The organism is Rathayibacter sp. AY1D2, from assembly GCF_002932695.1.
Classification (GTDB): Bacteria; Actinomycetota; Actinomycetes; order Actinomycetales; family Microbacteriaceae; genus Rathayibacter.
The window spans coordinates 84328-105292 of the sequence record NZ_PSVX01000002.1; the positions used below are offsets into that span (position 1 = coordinate 84328).

Below are 20965 nucleotides of genomic sequence, written 5' to 3' on the forward strand. Positions count from 1 at the left end.
GTGCTCGGTGCTGGTCGGATGCAGCCTGAATCTGGGAGAAACTGTTCCGACAGCGGGCACAGACCTGACCGCTGAGGAACTCCGGACCCAAGATCTGATGCTGTGGGCGGTCGAACGGCTGAACGCAGAGGAGGACTTGACCACTGAGGCTGTCGAGTCGAAATCGGACGCGGGTGCGTTCGACTCGGAGTCCACCGCGCATCTGGTCACCATGGTGAATTCGAGCCTTCGGCCCCTGGGCCCATACACGGTGAAGTCCTTCGAACTTCGACCCGAGGGAGCTCTTGCTGTCGTCCGCAATCGGCTTGGCATTCTCCTCGATCTGCAGATCACCGCGAACGCGAACGGAGAGCTCAGCTCGCTCGTCGTGAACGCGGCGGTTGCCACTGCATCACCATCGATTGCATCCTTTGCCGAAGCAGCGGATCGTCTCGAAGCGCTCGTTCCTGCGTCATCACTGCTCATGCAGGTGACACGCGGGTCGCACACGGAGTCGGTTCACGAGCGGGCGCACGACATTCTCCGTCCGGTTGGATCGGTGATGAAGCTGTACGTTCTGGCAGCTGTAGTGGAAGCGATCAAAGAAGGGGATTTCTCCTGGGAGGACGTGCTCATGATCGACGATGGGAAGAAGAGTCTCCCAACCGGTCGGCTGCACCTCGAGCCGGACGGAACAGAAATTAGCGTGTTCGAGCTCTCACGTTTGATGATGCAGATCAGCGACAACACAGCAGCCGATGTTCTCATGGACGCTGTCGGAGCCCAGCGGTTGTCGGCCGCGGTGCGCGATCTCGGGCATCACCAACCTGACCTCCTCGAACCGTTCCCGACGACGAGGAAAATGTTCCAGTTGACGCTCGGCGGTGACACGTCGCTCGCGAACGACTGGAACGAGGCATCCAGCGCGGCTCGCCATGGCATTCTTGAGAAGTTGAGCAGTCAGCCGCTGACAGTGGACCCGGCATGGATCGAGCGCGCGCCGTTCTGGCCACGCGACATCGATTGGTTCGCGAACGCTGAAGACGTGGCGAGTGCGCACCGGGCGGTCGTGGAGCTGGGACGCGACGATCCGCGCATGTCGCAGATCCTCCGGTCACCCGAGATCGCGTCTTCTTCGCCGTTTGTAGAACGCGGGTTGGTGACACTCTCGGAGAAGATCGGAAGCTCGCCAGGCGTCGTGGCGGTCACGCTGGTTGCCGTGGGGAGCGACGGTGCCGTCTATTCCGTGGTTGCCCTGGGCATATCCGAACAACCCGGTGACCCACTGGAGCTCTATCGATCGAAGTTCATCGATGTTGCCAGGAGCGCCCTTGACCTATTGATCGAGTGACGCGACATCTCGGATTCTCGACAACCGGTTCGGATCCGTTCAGAGCACGGCGCGGCTGGCGTTCACCTGCTGTTCCGGTGAGGCGGCGTGTCCGATGATGGCATTCCCGCTGAGGAGCGCCGACAATTTCGATGCAAGGAGAGCGCTTCGGCAATTGGCTCACCGGCAAGTGTGGGGAGTGGCCGAGATCGATCCGACGCCGATTGTATTCGGACGCGATCGGAAGCAGTCTGCCGTCATCGATGCTATTGCACGGCACGCTGAACAGTACGGTTCCAGCCGCAGTTCGGTCTTGCCTCGGTGCCCTTACATGCACCTCGCACTGAGTAGGTCAAATTGGGAAGATCATGACCGGGACTCGCCCCTGTCGGTAGCACACGTCAGACCGCCGGGATGTCGGCGAAGCGCGAGAAGTGGCCGTGGAAGCCAACGGTCACCGTGCGGGTCGGGCCGTTGCGGTGCTTGGCGACGATGAGGTCGGCCTCGCCCGCGCGCGGGTTGTCCTTCTCGTAGGCGCTCTCGCGGTGCAGGAGGATCACCATGTCGGCGTCCTGCTCGATCGAGCCGGACTCGCGGAGGTCCGAGATGGCGGGGAGCTTGTCGGCGCGCTGCTCGGGGCCTCGGTTCAGCTGCGAGAGCGCGATGACCGGCACCTGCAGCTCCTTCGCGAGGAGCTTGAGGGCACGGGAGAACTCCGAGACCTCCTGCTGGCGGCTCTCGACCTTCTTGCCGGAGGTCATCAGCTGCAGGTAGTCGATGACGACCATCTTGAGCCCGACCCGCTGCTTGAGCCGGCGGCACTTCGCCCGGATCTCGACGAGGGTCATGTTGGGCGAGTCGTCGATGTAGAGCGGCGCGTCGTTGATCCGGCCGCGGGTGGAGGCGATGGTCGTCCAGTCGCGCTGGTCGACCGTGCCCTTCCGCATGTGCTGCAGCGGCACGGACGCCTCGGCCGAGAGGAGGCGCATCGCGATCTCGCTGCGCCCCATCTCGAGGGAGAAGAAGATCGTGGCCATGTTGTGCTTGATCGCGGCGGCACGGGCGAAGTCGAGCGCCAGCGTCGACTTTCCGAGCGCGGGGCGCGCGGCGACGATGATCATCTGCCCGGCGTGGAAGCCGTTGGTCAGGTCGTCGAGGTCGGCGAAGCCGGTGGGGACGCCGGTGAAGCTGCCGTCCTTGTGAGCGGCCGCCTCGATCTCGTCGATCGCGACGGTCACCGCGTCGGTCAGCGGGACGTAGTCCTCCGCCGTCTCGGAGCCGGTGACGTTGTAGATCTCGGCCTGCGCCGTGTTGACCAGGTCGAGCACCTCGCCCTCGCCCTGGTAGCCCATCTGCGCGATGCGGGTGCCCGCCTCGACGAGGCGGCGCAGCAGAGCGCGCTCGGCGACGATGGAGGCGTAGTAGCCAGCGTTGGCCGCGGTGGGGACCATCGAGGTGAGCGTGTGCAGGTAGTCGGCGCCGCCGGCCCGCTGCAGCTCGCCCTGCTTCGTGAGCTCGTCGGTGACCGCGATGACGTCGGTCGGCTCGCCGTGCGAGTAGAGGGCGAGGATCGCGTCGAAGACGATCTCGTGCTTGGGGATGTAGAAGTCGGTGCCCTTGACGCTCTCGACGACGTCGGCGACCGCGTCCTTCGAGAGCAGCATGCCGCCCAGCGCCGACTGCTCGGCGAGGAGGTCGTGCGGAGGGGTCCGCTCGTTCCCGCGCGACTCACCGCGGTCTCCGCGACCGTCCCGTCCGTCCGAGCCGGGTACCGCCAGGTGCGCGATCGTCATGCCTTCGCCTCCTCCTGTCGGGTGCTGCGCGTCCGGTCGAGCCGGTGCCGGGATCCGGTCTACCAGCGACCTCCGACAGCGGCGCACGGGCGCCTGCCCGCACCCCTCGCGGGGCGCTGCGCCACCCTACGGACCGCCGCCCGCGGCACGCAAACCGCCCTGTGGAGAGAGCTGTGCAGAACCGAGGGGAAACGCCGGGCCCACTGTGGGCAACATGTGGACAACCCTGTGGGATCAGCGGCTCTCTGCAAGTTTTTTCTGGCCTCTGACCAGGCATTTCCTGCTTTCCACAGGTGTGTGGGGAAAAGAGTCTCAAGACCACAGTGAAGGTTGGTCACGCTGGAGGGTGTATGTGGATGGAGCTGTGGAGAACGGGAACGACGAAGGGCGGTGCGAGGGGACTCGGAAGTCCCGTCGCACCGCCCTCCGCGGCGTTCTCGCGGCCTTACTTGGCCGCGACCACCTGCAGCTTCACAGTGGCCTGGATGTCGTCACGCAGACGCACCACGGCCTCGTGCTCGCCGACGTGCTTGATCGCGTTCGAGATGACGATCTTGCGCTTGTCGAGCTCGCCGAATCCGGCCGCCGCCACCGCGTTCGCGATGTCGGAGGTCTTCACCGAGCCGAACAGGCGGCCGTCCTTGCCGGCCTTGACCGTCAGCTTCACGCGGTTGGCCTCGAGGACCTGCTTGGTGTGCTGGGCCTCTTCGATGGTCTTGTGCTCACGAGCGGCTCGCGCCGACTTGATCTGCTCGACCTGCTTCTCGCCACCGCGGGTCCACGCGACGCCGAAGCCCTGCGGGATGAGGTAGTTGCGGGCGAACCCGTTCTTCACGTCGACGACGTCGCCGGCCGAGCCGAGTCCGTCGACCTCGTGGGTCAGGATGACCTTGGACATACCGTTACCTACCTTCCGCTGCCGGCGTAGGGCAGGAGCGCCATCTCGCGGGCGTTCTTGACGGCACGGGCGATGAGGCGCTGCTCCTGAACGGAGACGCCGGTGATACGACGGGCGCGGATCTTCCCGCGCTCCGAGATGAACTTGCGGAGGGTCGCGACGTCCTTGTAGTCGATGACACCCACGCGGACCGACTTCGCGGGGGCCGCGTTCTTCGCGCCCTTGCCGCGGATCGGCTTGCGGCGGTCGCCGCTGCTCTTTCCAGCCATAGTGGTTTCCTTAGATTCTGGTTCGCCCCTGCCCCGCCGCGAGCGATCGCGGTGCGGGGGAGGCGTGATTCAGGTGAGGAGAGCGTCCGAGCCGAGGCTCAGAACGGCGTCTCGTCGTTGTAGCTGCCCGGCGTGCTCCACACGTCGCCACCGGCGGGAGCGCTCGGCGCCCACGGCTCCTCGGCCTGACCGCCACGGTTGCCGCCGGCGTTGCCGGAGCCCCCCTGACCGCCGCCGCCGAAGCCGCCCTGGCCGCCGCCGATCTGACCGCCGTTGCCCTGGCCGCCACCGGCCTGGCCGCGTCCGCCTCCACCGGAGGCGCGCGTGACCTGCGCGGTCGCGTAGCGCAGCGAGGGCCCGATCTCGTCGATCTCGAGCTCGATGCTGGTGCGCTTCTCGCCTTCCTTCGTCTCGTAGGAGCGCTGCTTCAGGCGGCCGGTCGCGATGACGCGGCTGCCCTTGGTCAGCGTTCCTGCGACGTTCTCGGCGAACTCGCGCCAGACGGACGCGCGGAGGAACAGCGCTTCGCCGTCCTTCCAGTCGTTCGCCTGACGGTCGAAGGTGCGCGGCGTGGAGGCGATGGTGAAGTTCGCGACCGCGAGCCCGCCCTGCGTGTACCGCAGCTCGGGGTCGGCGGTGAGGTTCCCCACCACGGTGATGATCGTCTCGCCGGCCATGAGCGCTACGCCTTGGGAGCGGCCGAGGCCTTGGCAGCCTTGCGGGCGGCCTTCTCGTCGGCGAGCTTCGCGGCGGCCGCGACCTGGGCGATGCCCTCTTCGGCCCGCAGCACCTTGGTGCGCATGACGGCCTCGGACAGCTTCAGCTGACGGTCGAGCTCGTTCGCTGCGGCGGAGGTCGACGTGAAGTCGACGACGGCGTAGATGCCCTCGGACTTCTTGTTGATCTCGTACGCCAGACGACGGCGGCCCCAGACGTCGACCTTGTCGATGGATCCACCATCGGTGCGGATGACGTTGAGGAACTTGTCGAGACTCGGAGCGACGGTGCGCTCATCGATCTCGGGGTCCAGGATGACCATGATCTCGTACTGATGCGTCACTAACCCACCTCCTTCGGACTGAACGGCCACGGTATTTCCGTGACAGGAGGGTATGTAGCATCTGCCCACTCCCGCGGACGCGAGTGCGTCTGGTCGTGGACAACCTGTACAGACTACAACAGGACCGCCGCGACGCGCCGGACGGATCCGCTCGAGGCGCACCATCCAGGGCGCAGGGCGAGGCGAGCACGGGGCCCGGCTCAGCGCCTCAGCGCGACGCCCACCACTCGCGGAGCCGCTGCGTCGCGACCTCCTCGCCGAGCGGACCCTCCTCGAGCCGCAGCTCCAGCAGGAACCGGTACGCCTGCCCGACCTCGGGGCCCGGGGCGAGGCCGAGGATCTCCATGATCCGCGTGCCGTCGAGGTCGGGGCGCTTGGAGGCGAGCTCCTCCTTCTCGGCGAGCTCCGCGATGCGCGCCTCGAGGTCGTCGTAGGCGTGCGCGAGCCGGTCGGCCTTGCGGCGGTTGCGCGTGGTCACGTCGGCGCGGGTGAGGATGTGCAGCCGCTCGAGCAGGGGCCCGGCGTCGGTCACGTAGCGGCGCACCGCGGAGTCGGTCCACGCGCCGTCCGTGTACCCGAAGAAGCGCAGGTGCAGCTCGATGAGACGGGCCACGTCCTTCGTCGTCTGGTTGTCGAACTTGAGGGCGCGCATCCGCTTGATCGCGAGCTTGGAGCCGACCAGGTCGTGGTGGTGGAAGCTCACCGCTCCGCCCGGCTCGAGCCGCCGCGTGGCCGGCTTCCCGATGTCGTGCAGGAGGGCGGCGAGCCGCAGCACCACGTCGGGCGCGGCTCCGGGGTGCCGCGACTCCTCCAGCGCGATCGCCTGCTCCAGCACGGTGAGGCTGTGGGTGTAGACGTCCTTGTGGTGGTGGTGCTCGTCCTGCTCCAGGCGCAGCGCGGGCAGCTCCGGGAGGAAGCGACCGGCCAGACCGGTGTCGACGAGCAGCTCCAGGCCGGCTCGGGGCGAGGCGGTCGCGAGGAGCTTCCGCAGCTCCTCCTGCACGCGCTCCGCCGAGACGTCGTCGATTCGGCCGGCGAGCTCGGCCATCGCCCACTCGACCTCGTCGGTGGTGCGGAAGCCGAGCTGCGAGGTGAAGCGCGCGCCGCGGAGCATCCGGAGCGGATCGTCGCCGAAGGAGAGGTCGGCGGGGGAGGGGGTGCGCAGCCGGCCGGCGAGCAGGTCCTCCACTCCTCCCGAGGGATCGACGAGGACGACCTCCGGGAGCCGCAGCGCCATCGCGTTGACCGTGAAGTCGCGCCGCACCAGGTCGCCCTCGAGCGAGTCGCCGAACTCGACCTCGGGCTTGCGGCTCACCCCGTCGTAGCTGTCGCTGCGGTAGGTCGTGATCTCGACCGTCTCGCCGGCCACGCGAGCGCCGATCGTGCCGAAGGCCCGGCCGATGTCCCAGTGCGCCTCGGCGATCGGAGCGACGATCCGCACGATGTCGTCGGGGCGTGCGGAGGTGGTGAAGTCGAGGTCGTGCACGCCGTGGCCGAGGAAGGCGTAGCGGACCGGGCCGCCGACCAGCGCGAGCTCGTGGCCCTGGGCTGCGAACGCCTCCGCCAGCCGCGCCACCGTGGGCGTCCCCGCGAGCGCGCGGAGGGTCTCGAGAGCGGTCTGGACGCTGTGCATTCGCACGATCCTAGTGGCGGGGGGTGTCCCGGCAGCGGGTGACCGTGCCAGGGGGTTACGCGGGGGAACCGCCTGCACAGCGGACGCACCGCCTGCCCCGAGGAGGGCTGCCCGTAGAATCACCCGCATGGAGGCCGAGTGAGTCCGATGCATCGGCGCGACCCCTCCCTCCGCTCCCGCCGCTCGCGGGCGGCCCTCCTCCTGCTCCGCTCGGCAGGTGCTGCCGCCCTCGCGCTCGGCCTGACCGGCGTGGCCTCCCCCGCCCTCGCGGCCCCGGTCACCGCCGCGCCCGCGCCCTCACCGCCCCCTCCCGGCCCCGTCACCACGACCGCCGGGGCCGGCAGTGACGGCGTCCTGCGGCCCGGCCAGGACCTCGAGCTCTCGATCGCCGTGCGCAACGGCACCACCGAGGCGATCGACAGCGCCGACGTGACGGTCGCCCTCTCCTACGCCACCCTCGACACCCGCGCGGAGCTGCACGACTGGCTCGACGCCGAGGCCGACAACGACACCGACCCGGTCCGTGCGACCGCCCAGCTGCGCCTGCTGCCCTCCAGCACCGCCGAGGCCGGCCTCACCGTGCCGGTCGACCAGATCCCCTTCTCCAACGACCGGACCGCGCTCGGCACCCACGCCGTCCTCGTCACGGTCACCGGTCCGGGTGGTGTCGTCTCGACCGCTCGCACCGCCGTCGAGCTGACCGACGACGCGGTGGCCCCGGAGCGCGAGACCGGCGTCAGCGTCCTCGTCCCGCTCACCGTCCCGGACACGGCCGACGGCCTGCTCTCGGCCGAGGCCCTCGCCGACTACACCGACGGCACGGGGACCCTCACCCGGCAGCTCGACGCGGTCGCGGGGAAGGGCGTCACGATCGGGGTCGACCCGCGCATCCTCGCTTCGATCCGCATTCTCGGCAGCGCCGCTCCGGAGTCCGCCCTCGACTGGCTCGACCGGCTGCAGTCCGTGCCGAACGAGCGCTTCGCCCTGCCGTACGCCGACGCCGACGTCTCGGCCCAGGCGCAGGCCGGGCTCTCCGCGCTCCTCTCTCCCACCTCCTTCGAGTACGCGATCGACGACACCCGCTTCGCCGCGGTCCCCGGCACCGCCAGCCCGGCGCCCACGGTCGCCGTCGACTCCGACCAGCCGGCCGAGGACCTGCCGGCGCGTCCGAGCACCGAGTCGCTGCTCGCCTCCGACTGGAGCACCTCCCTCGGCAGCGTCGCGTGGCCCGACGAGGGCACCCTCCGGGGGTCGGACCTCGACGTCTACGCGGCCAGCGGAGTGAACCGCACGGTCGTCCCCTCCTCGGGTCTCCTGCTGCCGGAGGAGGTGACCACCACCTCGCGCGCCACCGTCGGCGACTCGGACCTGGTCGTGGCCGACTCGCGCCTCACCGAGGCGTTCGACGCGGCCGCCACCGCCACCGACGACACCGAGTGGCGCGCCCGCATGTCCGAGATCGCCACCGATCTCGCCGAGGTGCAGGAGGAGGGGACCGCGCCGGACGTCGTGCTCACCCTCGGCCGCGGCTCGGCGATCGGCGCCGCGCGCCTCTCCGAGACCCTCGACGCGATCGAGTCGCTGCCCTGGGCCCGCGGAGTCGCCCTCTCCACCGCCCTCGCCGTCCCCGCGACCGAGGGCGCGAGCGTCGTCGACTCGCCGGAGTCGGCGTCGCGGCCCGACCGGGTGCGCGACCTGCTCGACGCCGGCTCCGAGGTCGAGGCGTTCTCCTCCGTGCTGCAGGAGCCGGAGCTGCTGTCGGGCAAGAGCCGCAACGACGTGCTGGCGCTGCTCTCGGTGACCTGGCGCGGAGACGGCAGCGGCTGGGGCGACGCCGTCGGCGCGGCCATGACCGAGGCCGACCGGACGCTCTCGCTGGTGTCGATCGACGCGACCGGCAGCATCCTGCAGGTCTCCCGCGACTCGAGCATCCCCGTGTACGTCCGCAACGAGCTCCCCTGGCCGATCGCCGTCCGCATCCAGGCCTCGACCTCGAACGCCGTCCTCGACATCGACGAGGACGCGATCGAGACCACCGAGATCGACGCCCGCTCGCAGGGCCGCGTCCTCATCCCCGTGAAGGCCCGGGTCGGCAACGGCGAGACGAGCCTCGGCCTGCAGCTGACCTCGGCGCAGGGCGTCCCCATCGGCACCCCCACGGGCATGACAACCAGCGTCCGCGCCGACTGGGAGACCGTCGGCACCCTGGTCATCGGGATCGCGCTCGTCGTCGTCTTCGGAGCCGGCATCCTCCGCAACATCCGCCGTCGCCGTCGAGGCGACACCCCTGAGGACGAGGAGGACCCGAACGCCGTGCTCGAGGTCCAGCCCGACCTCGACGACCAGCGATCGGACCCGCGTGGCTAGCTTCTCCCTCGGACGCGCGAGCGCCGTCCTCGCCTCCGGCACGATGGTCTCGCGGATCCTCGGCTTCGTCATGTCGATCGTCATGGCGAACACGATCGGAGCCGCGGTCGCGCCGGGCGCGGACGCCTTCACGACGGCGAACCTGCTGCCCAACACGATCTACTCGATCATCGCGGGCGGCGCTCTGAACGCCGTCCTCGTCCCGCAGATCGTGCGGGCGGGCCTCGACGCCGACGGCGGCCGCGGCTACATCAACCGCCTGCTGACCCTGGCGCTCGGCCTGCTCCTGGTGACCACGATCGCCGCCACGGTCCTCGCTCCCCTGCTCGTGCGCCTCTACGCGCCCGGCTACGGACCGGAGCAGTACCAGCTGGCCGTCGCCTTCGCGTTCTGGTGCCTGCCGCAGGTCTTCTTCTACGGCCTCTTCACGATCCTCGGCGAGGTGCTCAACGCCCGCGGCTCGTTCGGCCCCTTCACCTGGGCGCCCGTGCTGAACAACGTCGTGGTGATCGCCGGGCTCGTCGCCTTCATGGTGCTGTTCGGCGCCGATCCGGAGGGGAACCGTCCGGTCGACTCGTGGTCCCCGGCGATGGTCACCCTCCTCGGCGGGAGCGCGACACTGGGCATCGTCGTCCAGTCGCTGTTCCTGATGCTCTTCTGGCGGAGGGTCGGCCTCAGCTACCGCCCCGACTTCCGCTTCCGGGGCGTCGGTCTCGGCACGGCCGGGCGGATGTCGCTGTGGTCGTTCGCCACGGTGCTGCTGACCATCGTCGCCGGCATCGTCGAGAGCCAGGTCTCCTCCACCGCGTCCGGCGAGGGGCCCTCGGCCGCGGCGCTGCAGAAGGCGTGGCTGATCTTCATGCTGCCCCACTCGGTCATCGCGATCTCGATCGCCATGGCGTACTTCACCAAGATGAGCGGCCACACCGCGCGGGGGGAGATGAAGGAGTTCCGCTCGGACGTCTCCACCTCGCTCCGCCTGGTGCTGATGATGCTCGTCTTCGCCGCCGCCGCGATCGTCGTGGTCGCGGTGCCGTTCGGCTCCGTCTTCACCGACTCGTTCGCGGACGCGCAGGCCATCGGAGCGATCGCCATGGCCTACGTGATCGCCCTGCCGCTGTTCTCCTCGATCGCCATCATGCAGCGCGCGTTCTACGCCCTGAGCGACGGAGCGCGGCCGTTCCTGTTCACCCTGGTGCAGGTCGTCGTGGCGGTCGCCGGGTACCTGATCGTGCTCCGGCTCCCCGCCGACCGCACCGCCGTCGGCATCGCCGCTGCGACCTCGCTCGGCATCTGCGTGCAGGCCCTCGTGGCGGCCCTCCTCCTGCGCCGCCGGCTCGGCGGCCGCGGAGGCAGGCGGATCCTCGTCAGGCTCGCGCAGTTCGTCCTCGCCGCGCTGCCCTCCGCCGCCGCCGGCTACGGCGTCCTGGTCGCCCTCGGCGGCACGCGCGCGGGCGGTTTCGCCGTCTCGAACTACGTGGAGCCGCTGCTCTCGATGGCCGCGATCGGCACCGTGATGGCGCTCGTCTACTTCGCGGTCCTCTGGTTCCTCCGGGTGCCGGAGCTGCGCGCCGTCCTCGCTCCGGTGCTCCGCCGACTGGGCCGCTGATGCTGCTCCGGTAAAAGCCTGGTCAGAGGCTCTTTCTGATTCTGCTGAGTCGACCGGACCGTAGCGCTGCCCACGCTCCCGGGCCCGCGGAATAGTGCCCGCCTAGGATGTGTTGTAGCCCACGGAGCCGCGGAACGATTCGAGCGACCGGCTCCGGGTGCTCGGCTCCCGCCCCACCCGTCACCGCTCGTACAGACCCCGAGGAGTTGCCGTGCGCGACATCGTCATCATCGGATCCGGCCCCGCCGGCTGGACCGCCGCCATCTACGCGGCGCGCGCCGAGCTGCACCCGGTGGTCGTGGCCTCGTCGGTCGAGATCGGCGGCGACCTGATGAACACGACGGACGTCGAGAACTTCCCCGGCTTCCCCGACGGCGTCCTCGGCCCCGAGCTGATGACCTCGATGCAGGCGCAGGCCGAGAAGTTCGGCGCCGAGACCTTCTACGACGACGTCACCTCCCTCGATCTCGAGGGTGAGATCAAGACCGTCCACCTCGGCTCCGGTGAGAGCATCGAGGCGAAGACCGTCGTCGTCGCGACCGGATCCGCCTACCGCAAGCTGGGCCTCCACGATGAGGACCGCCTGTCGGGACACGGTGTCTCGTGGTGTGCCACCTGCGACGGCTTCTTCTTCAAGGGGAAGACCATCGCCGTCGTCGGCGGAGGCGACTCCGCCATGGAGGAGGCGACCTTCCTCACCAAGCACGCCGTGAAGGTCTACGTGATCCACCGCAAGGACTCTCTCCGCGCCTCGAAGGTCATGCAGAAGCGCGCCTTCGACAACGAGAGGATCGAGTTCATCTGGAACGCCGAGGTCACCGGCATCACCGGCGAGAACCACGTCGACGGCGTGAAGCTGCGCGACACGGTCGACGGCACCGAGTCCCACCTCGACCTCGACGGCCTGTTCATCGCGATCGGCAACGACCCGCGCACGCACGTCGTTCACGGCAAACTCGACCTCACCACCGAGGGCACCATCTCGGTGGTCGGCCGCTCCTCCCAGACCTCCGTTCCCGGCGTCTTCGCCGCCGGCGACGTGATCGACCCGACCTACCGTCAGGCCGTCACCGCCGCGGCATCCGGAACGGTCGCCGCCCTCGACGCGGAGCACTACCTCGCTTCGCTCGCCGATGGCACCGCCCACACCGAAGGCTCACCCCGGGCCGAGCTCATCACCCGCTGACCGTCCGGTCATCGCACATCGGAGCCGGCAGCCCGCCGACTCGTGAAGGAGAGAACACCATGTCCACCGCGAAGAGCGTCACCGACGCATCGTTCCAGTCCGACGTCCTCGACTCCGAGAAGACCGTCCTGGTCGACTTCTGGGCCGAGTGGTGCGGCCCCTGCCGCATGGTCGCACCGATCCTCGACCAGATCTCGGCCGAGCACGGCGACAAGATCGAGATCGTCAAGCTGAACGTCGACGAGAACCCGCAGACCGCCGCGAAGTACCAGATCACGTCGATCCCGGCGATGAAGGTCTACCAGAAGGGCGAGGTCGTGAAGACCGTCATCGGCGCCAAGCCGAAGCCGGCCCTCGAGGCCGACCTGGCCGCGTTCCTCTGAGTTCGCACCTCTGACCGCCCCGTGCGGTGTCTGAGAGCCCCTGTCACGTCGTGACGGGGGCTCTCCTCGTTCCCGGAGCTGTTTCACGTGAAACAGTCCCGCTGGGACGCAGGCCACGCTCCCTGCGGTGGCGACCGACCGCCCCGCCGCAGCACAGGACCGGCCGGTACTGTGGATCCACCCGGCTCCGGCCGGAGAGACCCTGTCCACCGAGCGAAGCGGAACCATCGTGACCAACCGCGGCACCAACCTCGACCCCTGGTACAACTCCTACGCGGAGCGCACGGCCGGTCTGGCCGCCAGCGAGGTCCGAGCCCTGTTCGCCGTCGCGTCACGCCCCGAAGTGGTCTCGCTCGCCGGCGGCATGCCGTTCGTGTCCGCGCTCCCCCAGGACCTGGTGACCGGCGCCATCGAGACGGTGATGCGGGAGCAGGGGCCCGTCGCGCTGCAGTACGGGTCGGGCCAGGGCGTCCCCGTCCTGCGCGAGCAGATCCTCGACGTCATGGCCCTCGAGGGCATCTCCGCCAGCGCGGACGACATCGTGGTCACCACGGGTTCTCAGCACGCCCTGGAGCTCGTCTCCAAGCTCTTCCTGGACCCGGGGGACGTCGTCCTCTCCGAGGGCCCCAGCTACGTCACGGCGATGGTCATCTTCCGGTCGTACCAGGCCGAGGTCGAGCACGTCCCGATGGACGAGCACGGGCTCATCCCCGCGGCCCTCCGCGAGCACATCGCCCGCGTGCGCGCCGCCGGCAAGACGATCAAGTTCCTGTACACGATCCCCACCTTCCACAACCCCGCAGGCGTGACCCTCAGCTGGGAGCGCCGCGTCGAGATCCTCGAGATCTGCAAGTCCGAGGGAATCCTCGTGCTCGAGGACAACCCGTACGGCCTCCTCTACTTCGAGGACGTCCCGCCGAAGGCGATGCGCTCGCTGGAGGAGGACGGGGTGATCTACCTCGGGACGTTCTCGAAGACGCTCGCTCCCGGCTTCCGGGTGGGCTGGGCTCTCGCTCCGCACGCGATCCGGGAGCGGCTGATCCTCGCCAACGAGGCGGCCGTCCTCAGTCCGTCGTCCTTCAGCCAGCTGGTCATCTCGAAGTACCTCGAAACGGCCGACTGGCGCGGACAGATCGACACCTTCCGCGGCGTCTACCGTGAGCGGAAGGAAGCGATGCTGAAGGGCCTGCAGACCCATCTGCCCGGCCTCAGCTGGACGAACCCGAACGGCGGCTTCTACGTCTGGGTCACGCTGCCCGAGGAGCTCGACTCCAAGGCGATGCTGCCGCGCGCAGTGAAGGAGCTCGTCGCGTATACGCCGGGTACCGCGTTCTACGGCAACGGAGACGGACGTCAGAACATCCGCCTCTCGTTCTGCTACCCGACGCCGGAGCGCATCGGAGACGGCATCCGCCGCCTCGCCACGGTCATCAACGGGGAGCTCGACCTGCTGTCGACCTTCGCGGGTACGGGCCGGCTGAGCAGCGCCGACGCGAGCAAGCGCGACGCCGTCCTGCCGCCGAATGTCTCCTGACACCGCTCCTTCGATAAGAAAGCCCTGGTCATGACCGATTTCTCTGTGCTCGACCGTACTCTCGACATCGTCGTCATCAGCGGTGGCATCAGCCACGAGCGCGACGTCTCCCTGCGGTCGGGTCGTCGCGTGGCGGACCGTCTGTCCGCCATGGGCCACCGCGTCTCCCTGCACGAACCGGACGCCGGCCTCCTCTCGACGCTCCTGCAGAAGCGTCCCGACGTCGTCTGGCCCGCGGTGCACGGAGCGAGCGGCGAGGACGGTGCGCTCCTCGGGCTCCTCGAGGCGGCTGGCTTCGCCTACGTCGGCTCGCAGACGGACGCGGCGCGCCTGGCCTGGTTCAAGCCGACCGCGAAGACGCTCGTCGCTCGCGCGGGCTTCTCGACCCCGCGCTCCGTCACCCTCCCCCGCGAGACCTTCCGCGAGCTCGGAGCCGCCGGGATTCTGGAGCAGGTCGAGGCGCACCTGCCGGGCTCCCTCGTGGTGAAGCCCGCTCAGGGCGGTTCGGCCCAGGGCGTCAGCATCGTGACGGAGTCGTCGCAGCTCCCGCGAGCGATGGTCGAGGCGTACACCTATGGCGACGTCGTGCTCATCGAACAGCAGATCCAGGGGACCGAGGTCTCCGTCGGTGTTCTCGACCTCGGTGACGGTCCTTTCGCCCTGCCGCCTGTCGAGATCGCACCCGTCGCGGGCCAGTACACCTTCGAGGCGCGCTACAACGCGGGGGAGACGCACTTCTACACGCCGGCACGGATCCCGCCGGAGATCACGGAGGAGGTGTCCCGCGTGGCCGTTGCGATCCACGAACTGCTGGGACTCCGCCACCTGTCGCGGCTCGACTTCATCATCGACGACGCCGGACTCCCCTGGTTCTTCGACGCGAACGTCCTTCCCGGAATGACCGAGACCTCACTCGTTCCCCAGGCCATCGAGGCATCCGGCCGCTACCTCGGCGACGTCTACTCCACTCTCGCGAAGCTCGCCGCCTCCTGACTCCATACCGTTTCACGTGAAACGGTCCGCTGCGCGTACGCTCCTGATCACATGGCTGCTGAGTTCTGAACGAAAGCTCGAATCCATGCCAGACGAGTAGTTGCGTCGCGGCCGATCAGGACCCTCTATCGCCGCCTTCTCCCTACAATGCGGGTCGAGTAGCCGCTCAATAACGGGTCCACGTCATCATCAGCAGACCATTAGTGCCAACTCGGGGAAGAACCCGAGGCCGCGTATCGACTCCCACCAACGTCGGACATCTGTCGCCGCGCCGGCCGATTATCCGCAGATCAGCGTGGTACATCCCGCCCCCGCCGCCACCTTTTCACCAGGCCCACGGGCATCCATCGCCACCTGGTCCTCGTCGTCATGCTGGTCGAGTAGACGCATTGCCGCGTATCGAGACCCGGCCACCCCCAGTGGGTACCTGGCGGGCGTTGCCTGGAGCGATGTATCCACGCCCACTGTCTGGCCATATCCGCAGACATACCGGTGAAGAGCAGTAGTGCGTCGAATCGAGGCTCACCACGATCGCCACCCGCGCCATCTCTGGGGAGACACAACATGGTCGATCGACGCTGATCGACACCAGGCACCCGTCGCCATGCGGGTCGAGTAGCCACTACGCGACGTACCGAGACCCACGGCCCGAAGGGACCCCTTCAGCTTGATTCTCCGACCTCAACTTCGCCTCGGGGGGGTGGTGTCTCTATCCCGCTGGTCAGGCGAGCAATCTCTTTCGAGCATTGCGGTCGAAGTCGGTCCCACGATGATCCGCATGGGCGTCCAATGTTCTCGGCAGGGGCGTTTCACGTGAAACGCTTCCGCAGCCGTTGAGCAACTTCGATCCGAAATGTTGCGCTCGTTGGAGCGAGTCGAGCCGACGAGGGCCTCCTCTCCTACCTGACAAGCTCGTAGCTCTTCAATGGCTAGGCCGCCCTAGAGCGGACCGTTTCACGTGAAACGGCCCTTCCATCGTCTCTTTCAGTGCTCTCCGGGGGCGACCGCCGACGGAGTCCTCCGTCAAAGCTCGGCGAACCCAGTCATCACATCTGCCTCGATCCGCGAAAACGAAGCAATACTGCAATTCGTCTAAGGTTGCCCCCCCGCCGGCCAATTTCTGGAGGCCGAGGAAGCGCTCCTCACCGGAGACTTGGGATGCACGGACAGCCGAGGTGATCCTCATCTCAGCGGCCAACGTAGGAATGTTTCACGTGAAACATTGCGCACGCGACTATGGGCGACCATGACGTCGCCCCGGGCAGCGGAGAGCGCCACCGAGTACGACCCGCCCAGGCACCCGTCCTGAGCCCGCCAGCGAGTCACTGAAAGCGACATGAACTCCGGAGGTCAGGAGGTCTGAACTCAGCCAACCCTAGATCCGGCGCTCCACGCCTACTCAACCGCGATATAGGCGCATCGTGAGCTACTCCATCCAGAGATCAATGCCCCAGATACCCGGCGATCGTCACCGTTCGGCGATACCAGCCGTATTCTCGACCAGGACCGGAGTCAGCAGGGCCCCGCAGAACCTGGAACCACTTCATCGGACTGTACCGGTCAGAAGGGCCTATCAATCAGAGAGAGGACGACAACCGAGAATCCTCAGCTCACAAGGCATCTCGAAGATCGCCCCAAGCGTGCTGATCTGCGATCGCGGTGCCGACGAGGGGAGCGGATACCGCCACATCGGCGATTGCGGCCAAGAACACAGCGCGAGCACGCGCACGCCAGCCGCACGGCGAATCAGTGGCGGCCGCTAGGCCGGCCACTACGGAGCGAGCGACACCTCGGTCGGCTCCCCGATCTCGGCGAGGATGCGGTTCAAGTCCTGGATGGTGGCGAAGTCGATGACCATCTGGCCCTTGCGAGCACCCAGGGTGACCTTGACGCGCGTGTTCAACCGGTCGCCGAGGTGATCCGCGATCGACGAGAGGTGTCCGGAGTGCCCGCCCTGCTCCTCCACCACGGGACGCGTGGTCGTCCGCGGCGCCTTCATCTGCGCGGCGGCAGCCTCGGCGGCGCGGACGGACAGGTCCTCGTTGACGATCTTGTCGGCCAGGCGGCGCATCATCTCGACGTCGTCGAGCGACAGAACCGCACGCGCGTGTCCCGCGGTCAGGACGCCGGCAGCGACACGGGCCTGCACGTCAGCCGGGAGGCGCAGAAGACGGAGTGTGTTCGAGATCTGCGGCCGCGAGCGTCCGAGCCGCGTCGCCAGGGCCTCCTGGGTGATCCCGAAGTCGCTGAGGAGCTGCTGGTAGGCGGACGCCTCCTCGAGCGGGTTGAGGTCGGCGCGGTGCAGGTTCTCCAGCAGCGCGTCGCGGAGCATGTTCTCGTCGGCCGTGTCCTTGACGACCGCGGGGATGGTGGTCAGTCCCGCGGCCTTCGATGCGCGGAACCGGCGCTCACCCATGACGAGCTCGTACTTCGCTCCGCCGCGAGCCGTCACGGGCCGGACGACGATCGGCTGCAGCACTCCGAACTCGCGGATGCTGTGGACGAGTTCCGCGAGGTCGTCCTCGTCGAACACCGACCGCGGCTGCGCCGTGTTGGGCGTGATGTCGGCGAGGGGGAGTCGCGCCAAGCGTGCTCCGGGGACCTCGAGGAGCTCCTCGGCACGGGCCGAATCGCCGACCTGATCAGGGAAGAAGACGTCGACAGGCCGGGAGCGCGACTCGTCGCTGGTCGGGATGAGCGAGCCGATCCCCCGGCCGAGTCCCGTGCGCTTGGTCGCCATCAGCGTGCCTCTCCTTCGTGTGCCGTCTCGGGTGTCTTCCGGGCTCCGCGTCGTGCGATCTCCGCGGCCGCCTCCAGATACGCCAGCGAACCGGACGACTGCGGGTCGTAGCTGATCACGCTCTGTCCGTAGCTCGGCGCCTCCGAGATCCTCACGTTGCGCGGGATCACCGCGCGCAGCACCTCCTTCGGGAAGTGCTCTCGGACATCCGCTGCCACCTGCTGGGAGAGGTTCGTGCGGCCGTCGTACATCGTCAGGAGGATCGTCGAGACACCGAGGTTCGGATTGAGGTGCCGCTCGATCAAGTCGATGTTCTTGAGCAGCTGGCTGAGCCCCTCGAGCGCGTAGTACTCGCACTGGATCGGGATGAGCACCTCGCGAGCGGCGACGAACGCGTTGATGGTCAGCAGACCGAGCGACGGCGGGCAGTCGATGAAGACGTAGTCGAACGGCTCGTCCATGGTGTCGAGCATGCGGTCGAGCGCACGACGGAGACGCTGCTCGCGTGCGACGAGCGAGACCAGCTCGATCTCGGCGCCGGCCAGGTGGATGGTCGCCGGCACACCGTAGAGCGAGGCGAACTCCGGGCTCTTCTGCACGACGTCCGCGAGGGGAGTGTCGTTGACGATCACGTCGTACACGCTGGCCGTCTCGGCGCGGTGCTCGATGCCCAGGGCCGTCGACGCGTTGCCCTGCGGATCGAGGTCGATGACGAGCACCTTCGCCTCACCGCGGGCGAGCCCGGCGGCGAGGTTGACGGTCGTCGTCGTCTTGCCGACGCCGCCCTTCTGGTTCGAGATCGTGATGACGCGCGTCGACTCGGGCTTGGGCAGCGGCTGGGCGTTCAGCAGTGCGCGCCGACGGGTCATATCCGCGATCTCCCGGGCCAGGGGAGTCGAGGAATCGAAGCCTCCGGTCAGACCGGCGGAATCGGTTTGTTTCACGTGAAACCTTCGCTCAGCGAGTGGGACGGACATCAGCACCGAGGAGTCGACGGACGAGGAGTCGGGGGCTCACTGCGGCGTCGTGGCGATCAACCCACTGTAGCCCGGACGACCCTCGTCACCTCGGAGAGCACGCCGTCGCCGAGCACGACGACCTCGGGCGGGGAGAGCCGGAAACGACGGATCTGCTTGGCCGCCGCCTCGATCTCCTTCTCGGCGTTGATGCCCTTCAGCAGGACCAGCTCGCCTCCGGGCCGCAGCAGCGGCGCGGTCAGCGGGATCAGCTTCGAGAGGGCGCTGACCGCCCGAGCGGTCACCTGGTCGAGAGGCTCCGCGAGCTCCGCCTCTTCAGCACGGGCTCGAATAACTGAGACATTCTCGAGTGCGAGTCCGTCGACCTGCTCTTGAAGCCAGACGACGCGACGCTCCATCGGCTCGATGAGCACGAAGCGGACGTCCGGCCGCACGATGGCCAGGACGAGCCCGGGAAGGCCCGCGCCACTGCCGACATCACCGACCAGTCCCGGACGCAGGAGAGGGGCCACCAGGGCGCTGTTGAGCACGTGCCGCGTCCAGAGCCGGGGGAGCTCCAACGGCCCGATCAGGCCGCGCTCCTCGCCCTGGTCGGCGAGAGCCTCCGTGAAGCGCCGCAGAACGGGCAGGCGGTCGCCGGCGATCGCCGCAGCGGCTGCAGGCTCGGCCTCGAGGGTCGACTCCACGCCGCTCAGCCGCGGGTGATGACGGTGTGGCGCTCGCGCGCCTCGCCGCGCGACTCCGACACGAAGCCGCGCTCGCCCACCATGTCGTGGACCAGCTTGCGCTCGTACGACGACATGGGCGGGAGCGAGGCCGACGTGGCGCCGTCCTCGATCCGCTCGATCGCGCGGTCGACCAGCTGGGCGAGCTCAGCCTCGCGGGCGTCGCGGGAGCCGCCGATGTCGAGGATGAGGCGGGAGAACGCGCCGGTCTTCGTCTGGACCGCCAGGCGCGTCAGCTCCTGCAGTGCCTGGACGGCGTCGGGGCGGGAGAGCACCCGGAGGTTCGTGTCGCCGGAGGCGGTGACCGAGAGGTAGGCGCGGCCGTTGCGGACCTCGATGTCGATGTCGCCGTCGAGGTCGCAGATGTCGAGGAACTCCTCGATGTAGTCGGCGGCGACGTCGCCCTCGTCCTCGAGCTGAGAGAGCGTGGACTCGGGCGCCTCGTCGACGGCGGACGCGTCCACGTCCACGGGTGCGGACGCGTCCTCGGTGATGGTCTGCATCGGATCGGTCATGGCGGCTCTACTTCTTTCCGGCTTGCTTCTTGGAGCGGTTCTTGCTCACGGGCTGCGTGCGCTGCACGGCCTTCTTCTCGACGAGGGTGACGTCGCCGGCGGCCGTGGTCTCCTCGACCAGCTTGCCCTTGCGGCGCAAGCGCTCCTCGCGGGCCTTGGCGGCCTCGCTGCCCGGGGTCGGCATGTTCCGGATGACGATGAACTGCTGGATCATCGTCCAGATGTTCGAGGTCAGCCAGTAGAACATCACGCCGAGGGGGAAGGCGAAGCCAGAGAAGGCGAAGACGAGGGGGAGGATGTAGAGCAGGATCCGCTGCTGTTTGAACGTCGGCGAGGCCTTCGCCTCGGGCGACATGTTCTTCGACACGATCTGCAGCTGCGTGATGAACTGCGACGCCGTCATCAGGACGACCATGATCACCGCGATGATGATGACCGGCTCCTGGCCGCCCTCGGCGAGTGCGCCCTGGATCGACTGGTGCAGCGGTGCGACGCCGAAGAGGTTCGCCTCGCCGAACTGGCGGGCGAGCGTCTCGTCGACCGGCCCCACGCCCTTCTGGCTGTGCTGCGCCGCGTTCAGCACCGAGAACAGGCTGAAGAAGATCGGCATCTGGATCAGCAAGGGCAGGCAGGAGGCGAGCGGGTTGGTGCCCGTCTTCTTGTAGAGCTCCATGGTCTCGCGGGACATCGCCTCGCGGGACAGCTGGTCGCGCTTGCCCTTGTACTTGTCCTGGATCTTCTTGAGCTGGGGCGCGACCTCGAGCATCCGGCGCTGGCTCTTGATCTGCTTGACGAAGATCGGGATGAGCGCGGCGCGGATGACGATGACCAGGCCGACGATCGAGAGGACCCAGGTGATTCCCGCGGCCGCCTCCATGCCGGTGAAGGTCAGCAGCTGGTGGAAGGCGACGAGGAGCAGCTCGACCACCCACTTGAGGGGCCAGAGGATCGTGCCGAGGAGGTCCATGGAGTGG

General features: G+C 68.3%; 18 protein-coding genes. 7 read left to right on the plus strand and 11 right to left on the minus strand.

Annotation, left to right across the window (positions count from 1 at the left end; all coding sequences use genetic code 11):
- The first annotated feature begins 7 nt into the window (after positions 1–7).
- Positions 8–1330, plus strand: a complete 1323-nt coding sequence (locus C5D04_RS00970) for a serine hydrolase (protein ID WP_181137649.1) — start codon at positions 8–10, stop codon at positions 1328–1330.
- 380 nt (positions 1331–1710) lie between these two features.
- Here the strand turns inward: C5D04_RS00970 and dnaB are convergent, their stop codons facing one another.
- The 6 genes from dnaB to C5D04_RS01000 all read right to left on the minus strand — a co-directional run bounded on the left by dnaB (position 1711) and on the right by C5D04_RS01000 (position 6962).
- Positions 1711–3102 carry a replicative DNA helicase gene (dnaB, locus tag C5D04_RS00975; protein ID WP_104225797.1) on the minus strand — a complete coding sequence of 464 codons (1392 nt, stop codon included), beginning with the start codon at positions 3100–3102 and terminating at the stop codon, positions 1711–1713.
- A gap of 445 nt (positions 3103–3547) precedes the next feature.
- Positions 3548–4000: a 50S ribosomal protein L9 gene (gene rplI / locus C5D04_RS00980; protein WP_104222692.1), complete on the minus strand. Its 453-nt coding sequence runs from the start codon at positions 3998–4000 to the stop codon at positions 3548–3550.
- An 8-nt stretch (positions 4001–4008) separates the two neighbouring features.
- Entirely contained in the window at positions 4009–4269 is a 261-nt protein-coding gene (gene rpsR / locus C5D04_RS00985) for a 30S ribosomal protein S18 (RefSeq protein WP_055784551.1), read from the minus strand.
- 98 nt (positions 4270–4367) lie between these two features.
- Positions 4368–4946 carry a single-stranded DNA-binding protein gene (locus tag C5D04_RS00990; RefSeq protein WP_104222691.1) on the minus strand — a complete coding sequence of 193 codons (579 nt, stop codon included), beginning with the start codon at positions 4944–4946 and terminating at the stop codon, positions 4368–4370.
- Between the two features lie 5 nt (positions 4947–4951).
- Positions 4952–5329: a 30S ribosomal protein S6 gene (gene rpsF / locus C5D04_RS00995; protein ID WP_068207796.1), complete on the minus strand. Its 378-nt coding sequence runs from the start codon at positions 5327–5329 to the stop codon at positions 4952–4954.
- Positions 5330–5537: 208 nt separating this feature from the next.
- Entirely contained in the window at positions 5538–6962 is a 1425-nt protein-coding gene (locus C5D04_RS01000) for a CCA tRNA nucleotidyltransferase (protein WP_104347074.1), read from the minus strand.
- A gap of 147 nt (positions 6963–7109) precedes the next feature.
- Between C5D04_RS01000 and C5D04_RS01005 the strand changes: the two genes are divergently transcribed.
- The 6 genes from C5D04_RS01005 (at position 7110) to C5D04_RS01030 (ending at position 15034) form a co-directional block, all read left to right on the plus strand.
- Positions 7110–9329 (plus strand): DUF6049 family protein, encoded by a 2220-nt coding sequence (locus C5D04_RS01005; protein WP_104347075.1) that lies wholly within the window; start codon positions 7110–7112, stop codon positions 9327–9329.
- Positions 9322–10938, plus strand: a complete 1617-nt coding sequence (gene murJ, locus C5D04_RS01010; RefSeq protein WP_258065375.1) for a murein biosynthesis integral membrane protein MurJ — start codon at positions 9322–9324, stop codon at positions 10936–10938. The genes C5D04_RS01005 and murJ overlap by 8 nt, the downstream gene beginning before the upstream one ends.
- A gap of 211 nt (positions 10939–11149) precedes the next feature.
- Positions 11150–12124 carry a thioredoxin-disulfide reductase gene (trxB, locus tag C5D04_RS01015; protein ID WP_104347047.1) on the plus strand — a complete coding sequence of 325 codons (975 nt, stop codon included), beginning with the start codon at positions 11150–11152 and terminating at the stop codon, positions 12122–12124.
- Between the two features lie 59 nt (positions 12125–12183).
- Entirely contained in the window at positions 12184–12507 is a 324-nt protein-coding gene (gene trxA / locus C5D04_RS01020; protein WP_104222687.1) for a thioredoxin, read from the plus strand.
- A gap of 202 nt (positions 12508–12709) precedes the next feature.
- On the plus strand, positions 12710–14041 hold the full coding sequence (locus tag C5D04_RS01025; RefSeq protein WP_374954371.1) for a PLP-dependent aminotransferase family protein: 1332 nt from the start codon (positions 12710–12712) through the stop codon (positions 14039–14041).
- A 30-nt stretch (positions 14042–14071) separates the two neighbouring features.
- A complete protein-coding gene (locus tag C5D04_RS01030; protein ID WP_104347045.1) occupies positions 14072–15034 on the plus strand; it encodes an ATP-grasp domain-containing protein in 963 nt (320 codons plus the stop codon).
- 1771 nt (positions 15035–16805) lie between these two features.
- Here C5D04_RS01030 and C5D04_RS01035 read toward each other — a convergent pair.
- The 5 genes from C5D04_RS01035 to yidC all read right to left on the minus strand — a co-directional run bounded on the left by C5D04_RS01035 (position 16806) and on the right by yidC (position 20958).
- A complete protein-coding gene (locus C5D04_RS01035) occupies positions 16806–17774 on the minus strand; it encodes a ParB/RepB/Spo0J family partition protein (protein ID WP_104222684.1) in 969 nt (322 codons plus the stop codon).
- Positions 17774–18643, minus strand: coding sequence for a ParA family protein (locus C5D04_RS01040; protein ID WP_104247021.1), 870 nt, complete (start codon positions 18641–18643; stop codon positions 17774–17776). The genes C5D04_RS01035 and C5D04_RS01040 overlap by 1 nt, the downstream gene beginning before the upstream one ends.
- A 164-nt stretch (positions 18644–18807) precedes the next feature.
- Complete coding sequence (gene rsmG, locus C5D04_RS01045) at positions 18808–19437, minus strand: 16S rRNA (guanine(527)-N(7))-methyltransferase RsmG (RefSeq protein ID WP_104347044.1); 630 nt, start codon at positions 19435–19437, stop codon at positions 18808–18810.
- A gap of 5 nt (positions 19438–19442) precedes the next feature.
- A complete protein-coding gene (locus tag C5D04_RS01050) occupies positions 19443–19991 on the minus strand; it encodes a R3H domain-containing nucleic acid-binding protein (RefSeq protein WP_181127048.1) in 549 nt (182 codons plus the stop codon).
- Between the two features lie 7 nt (positions 19992–19998).
- The gene (yidC, locus tag C5D04_RS01055; RefSeq protein WP_104347077.1) at positions 19999–20958 is read right to left on the minus strand and encodes a membrane protein insertase YidC; all 960 of its coding nucleotides are present in this window, start codon (positions 20956–20958) and stop codon (positions 19999–20001) included.
- Positions 20959–20965 lie beyond the last annotated feature (7 nt).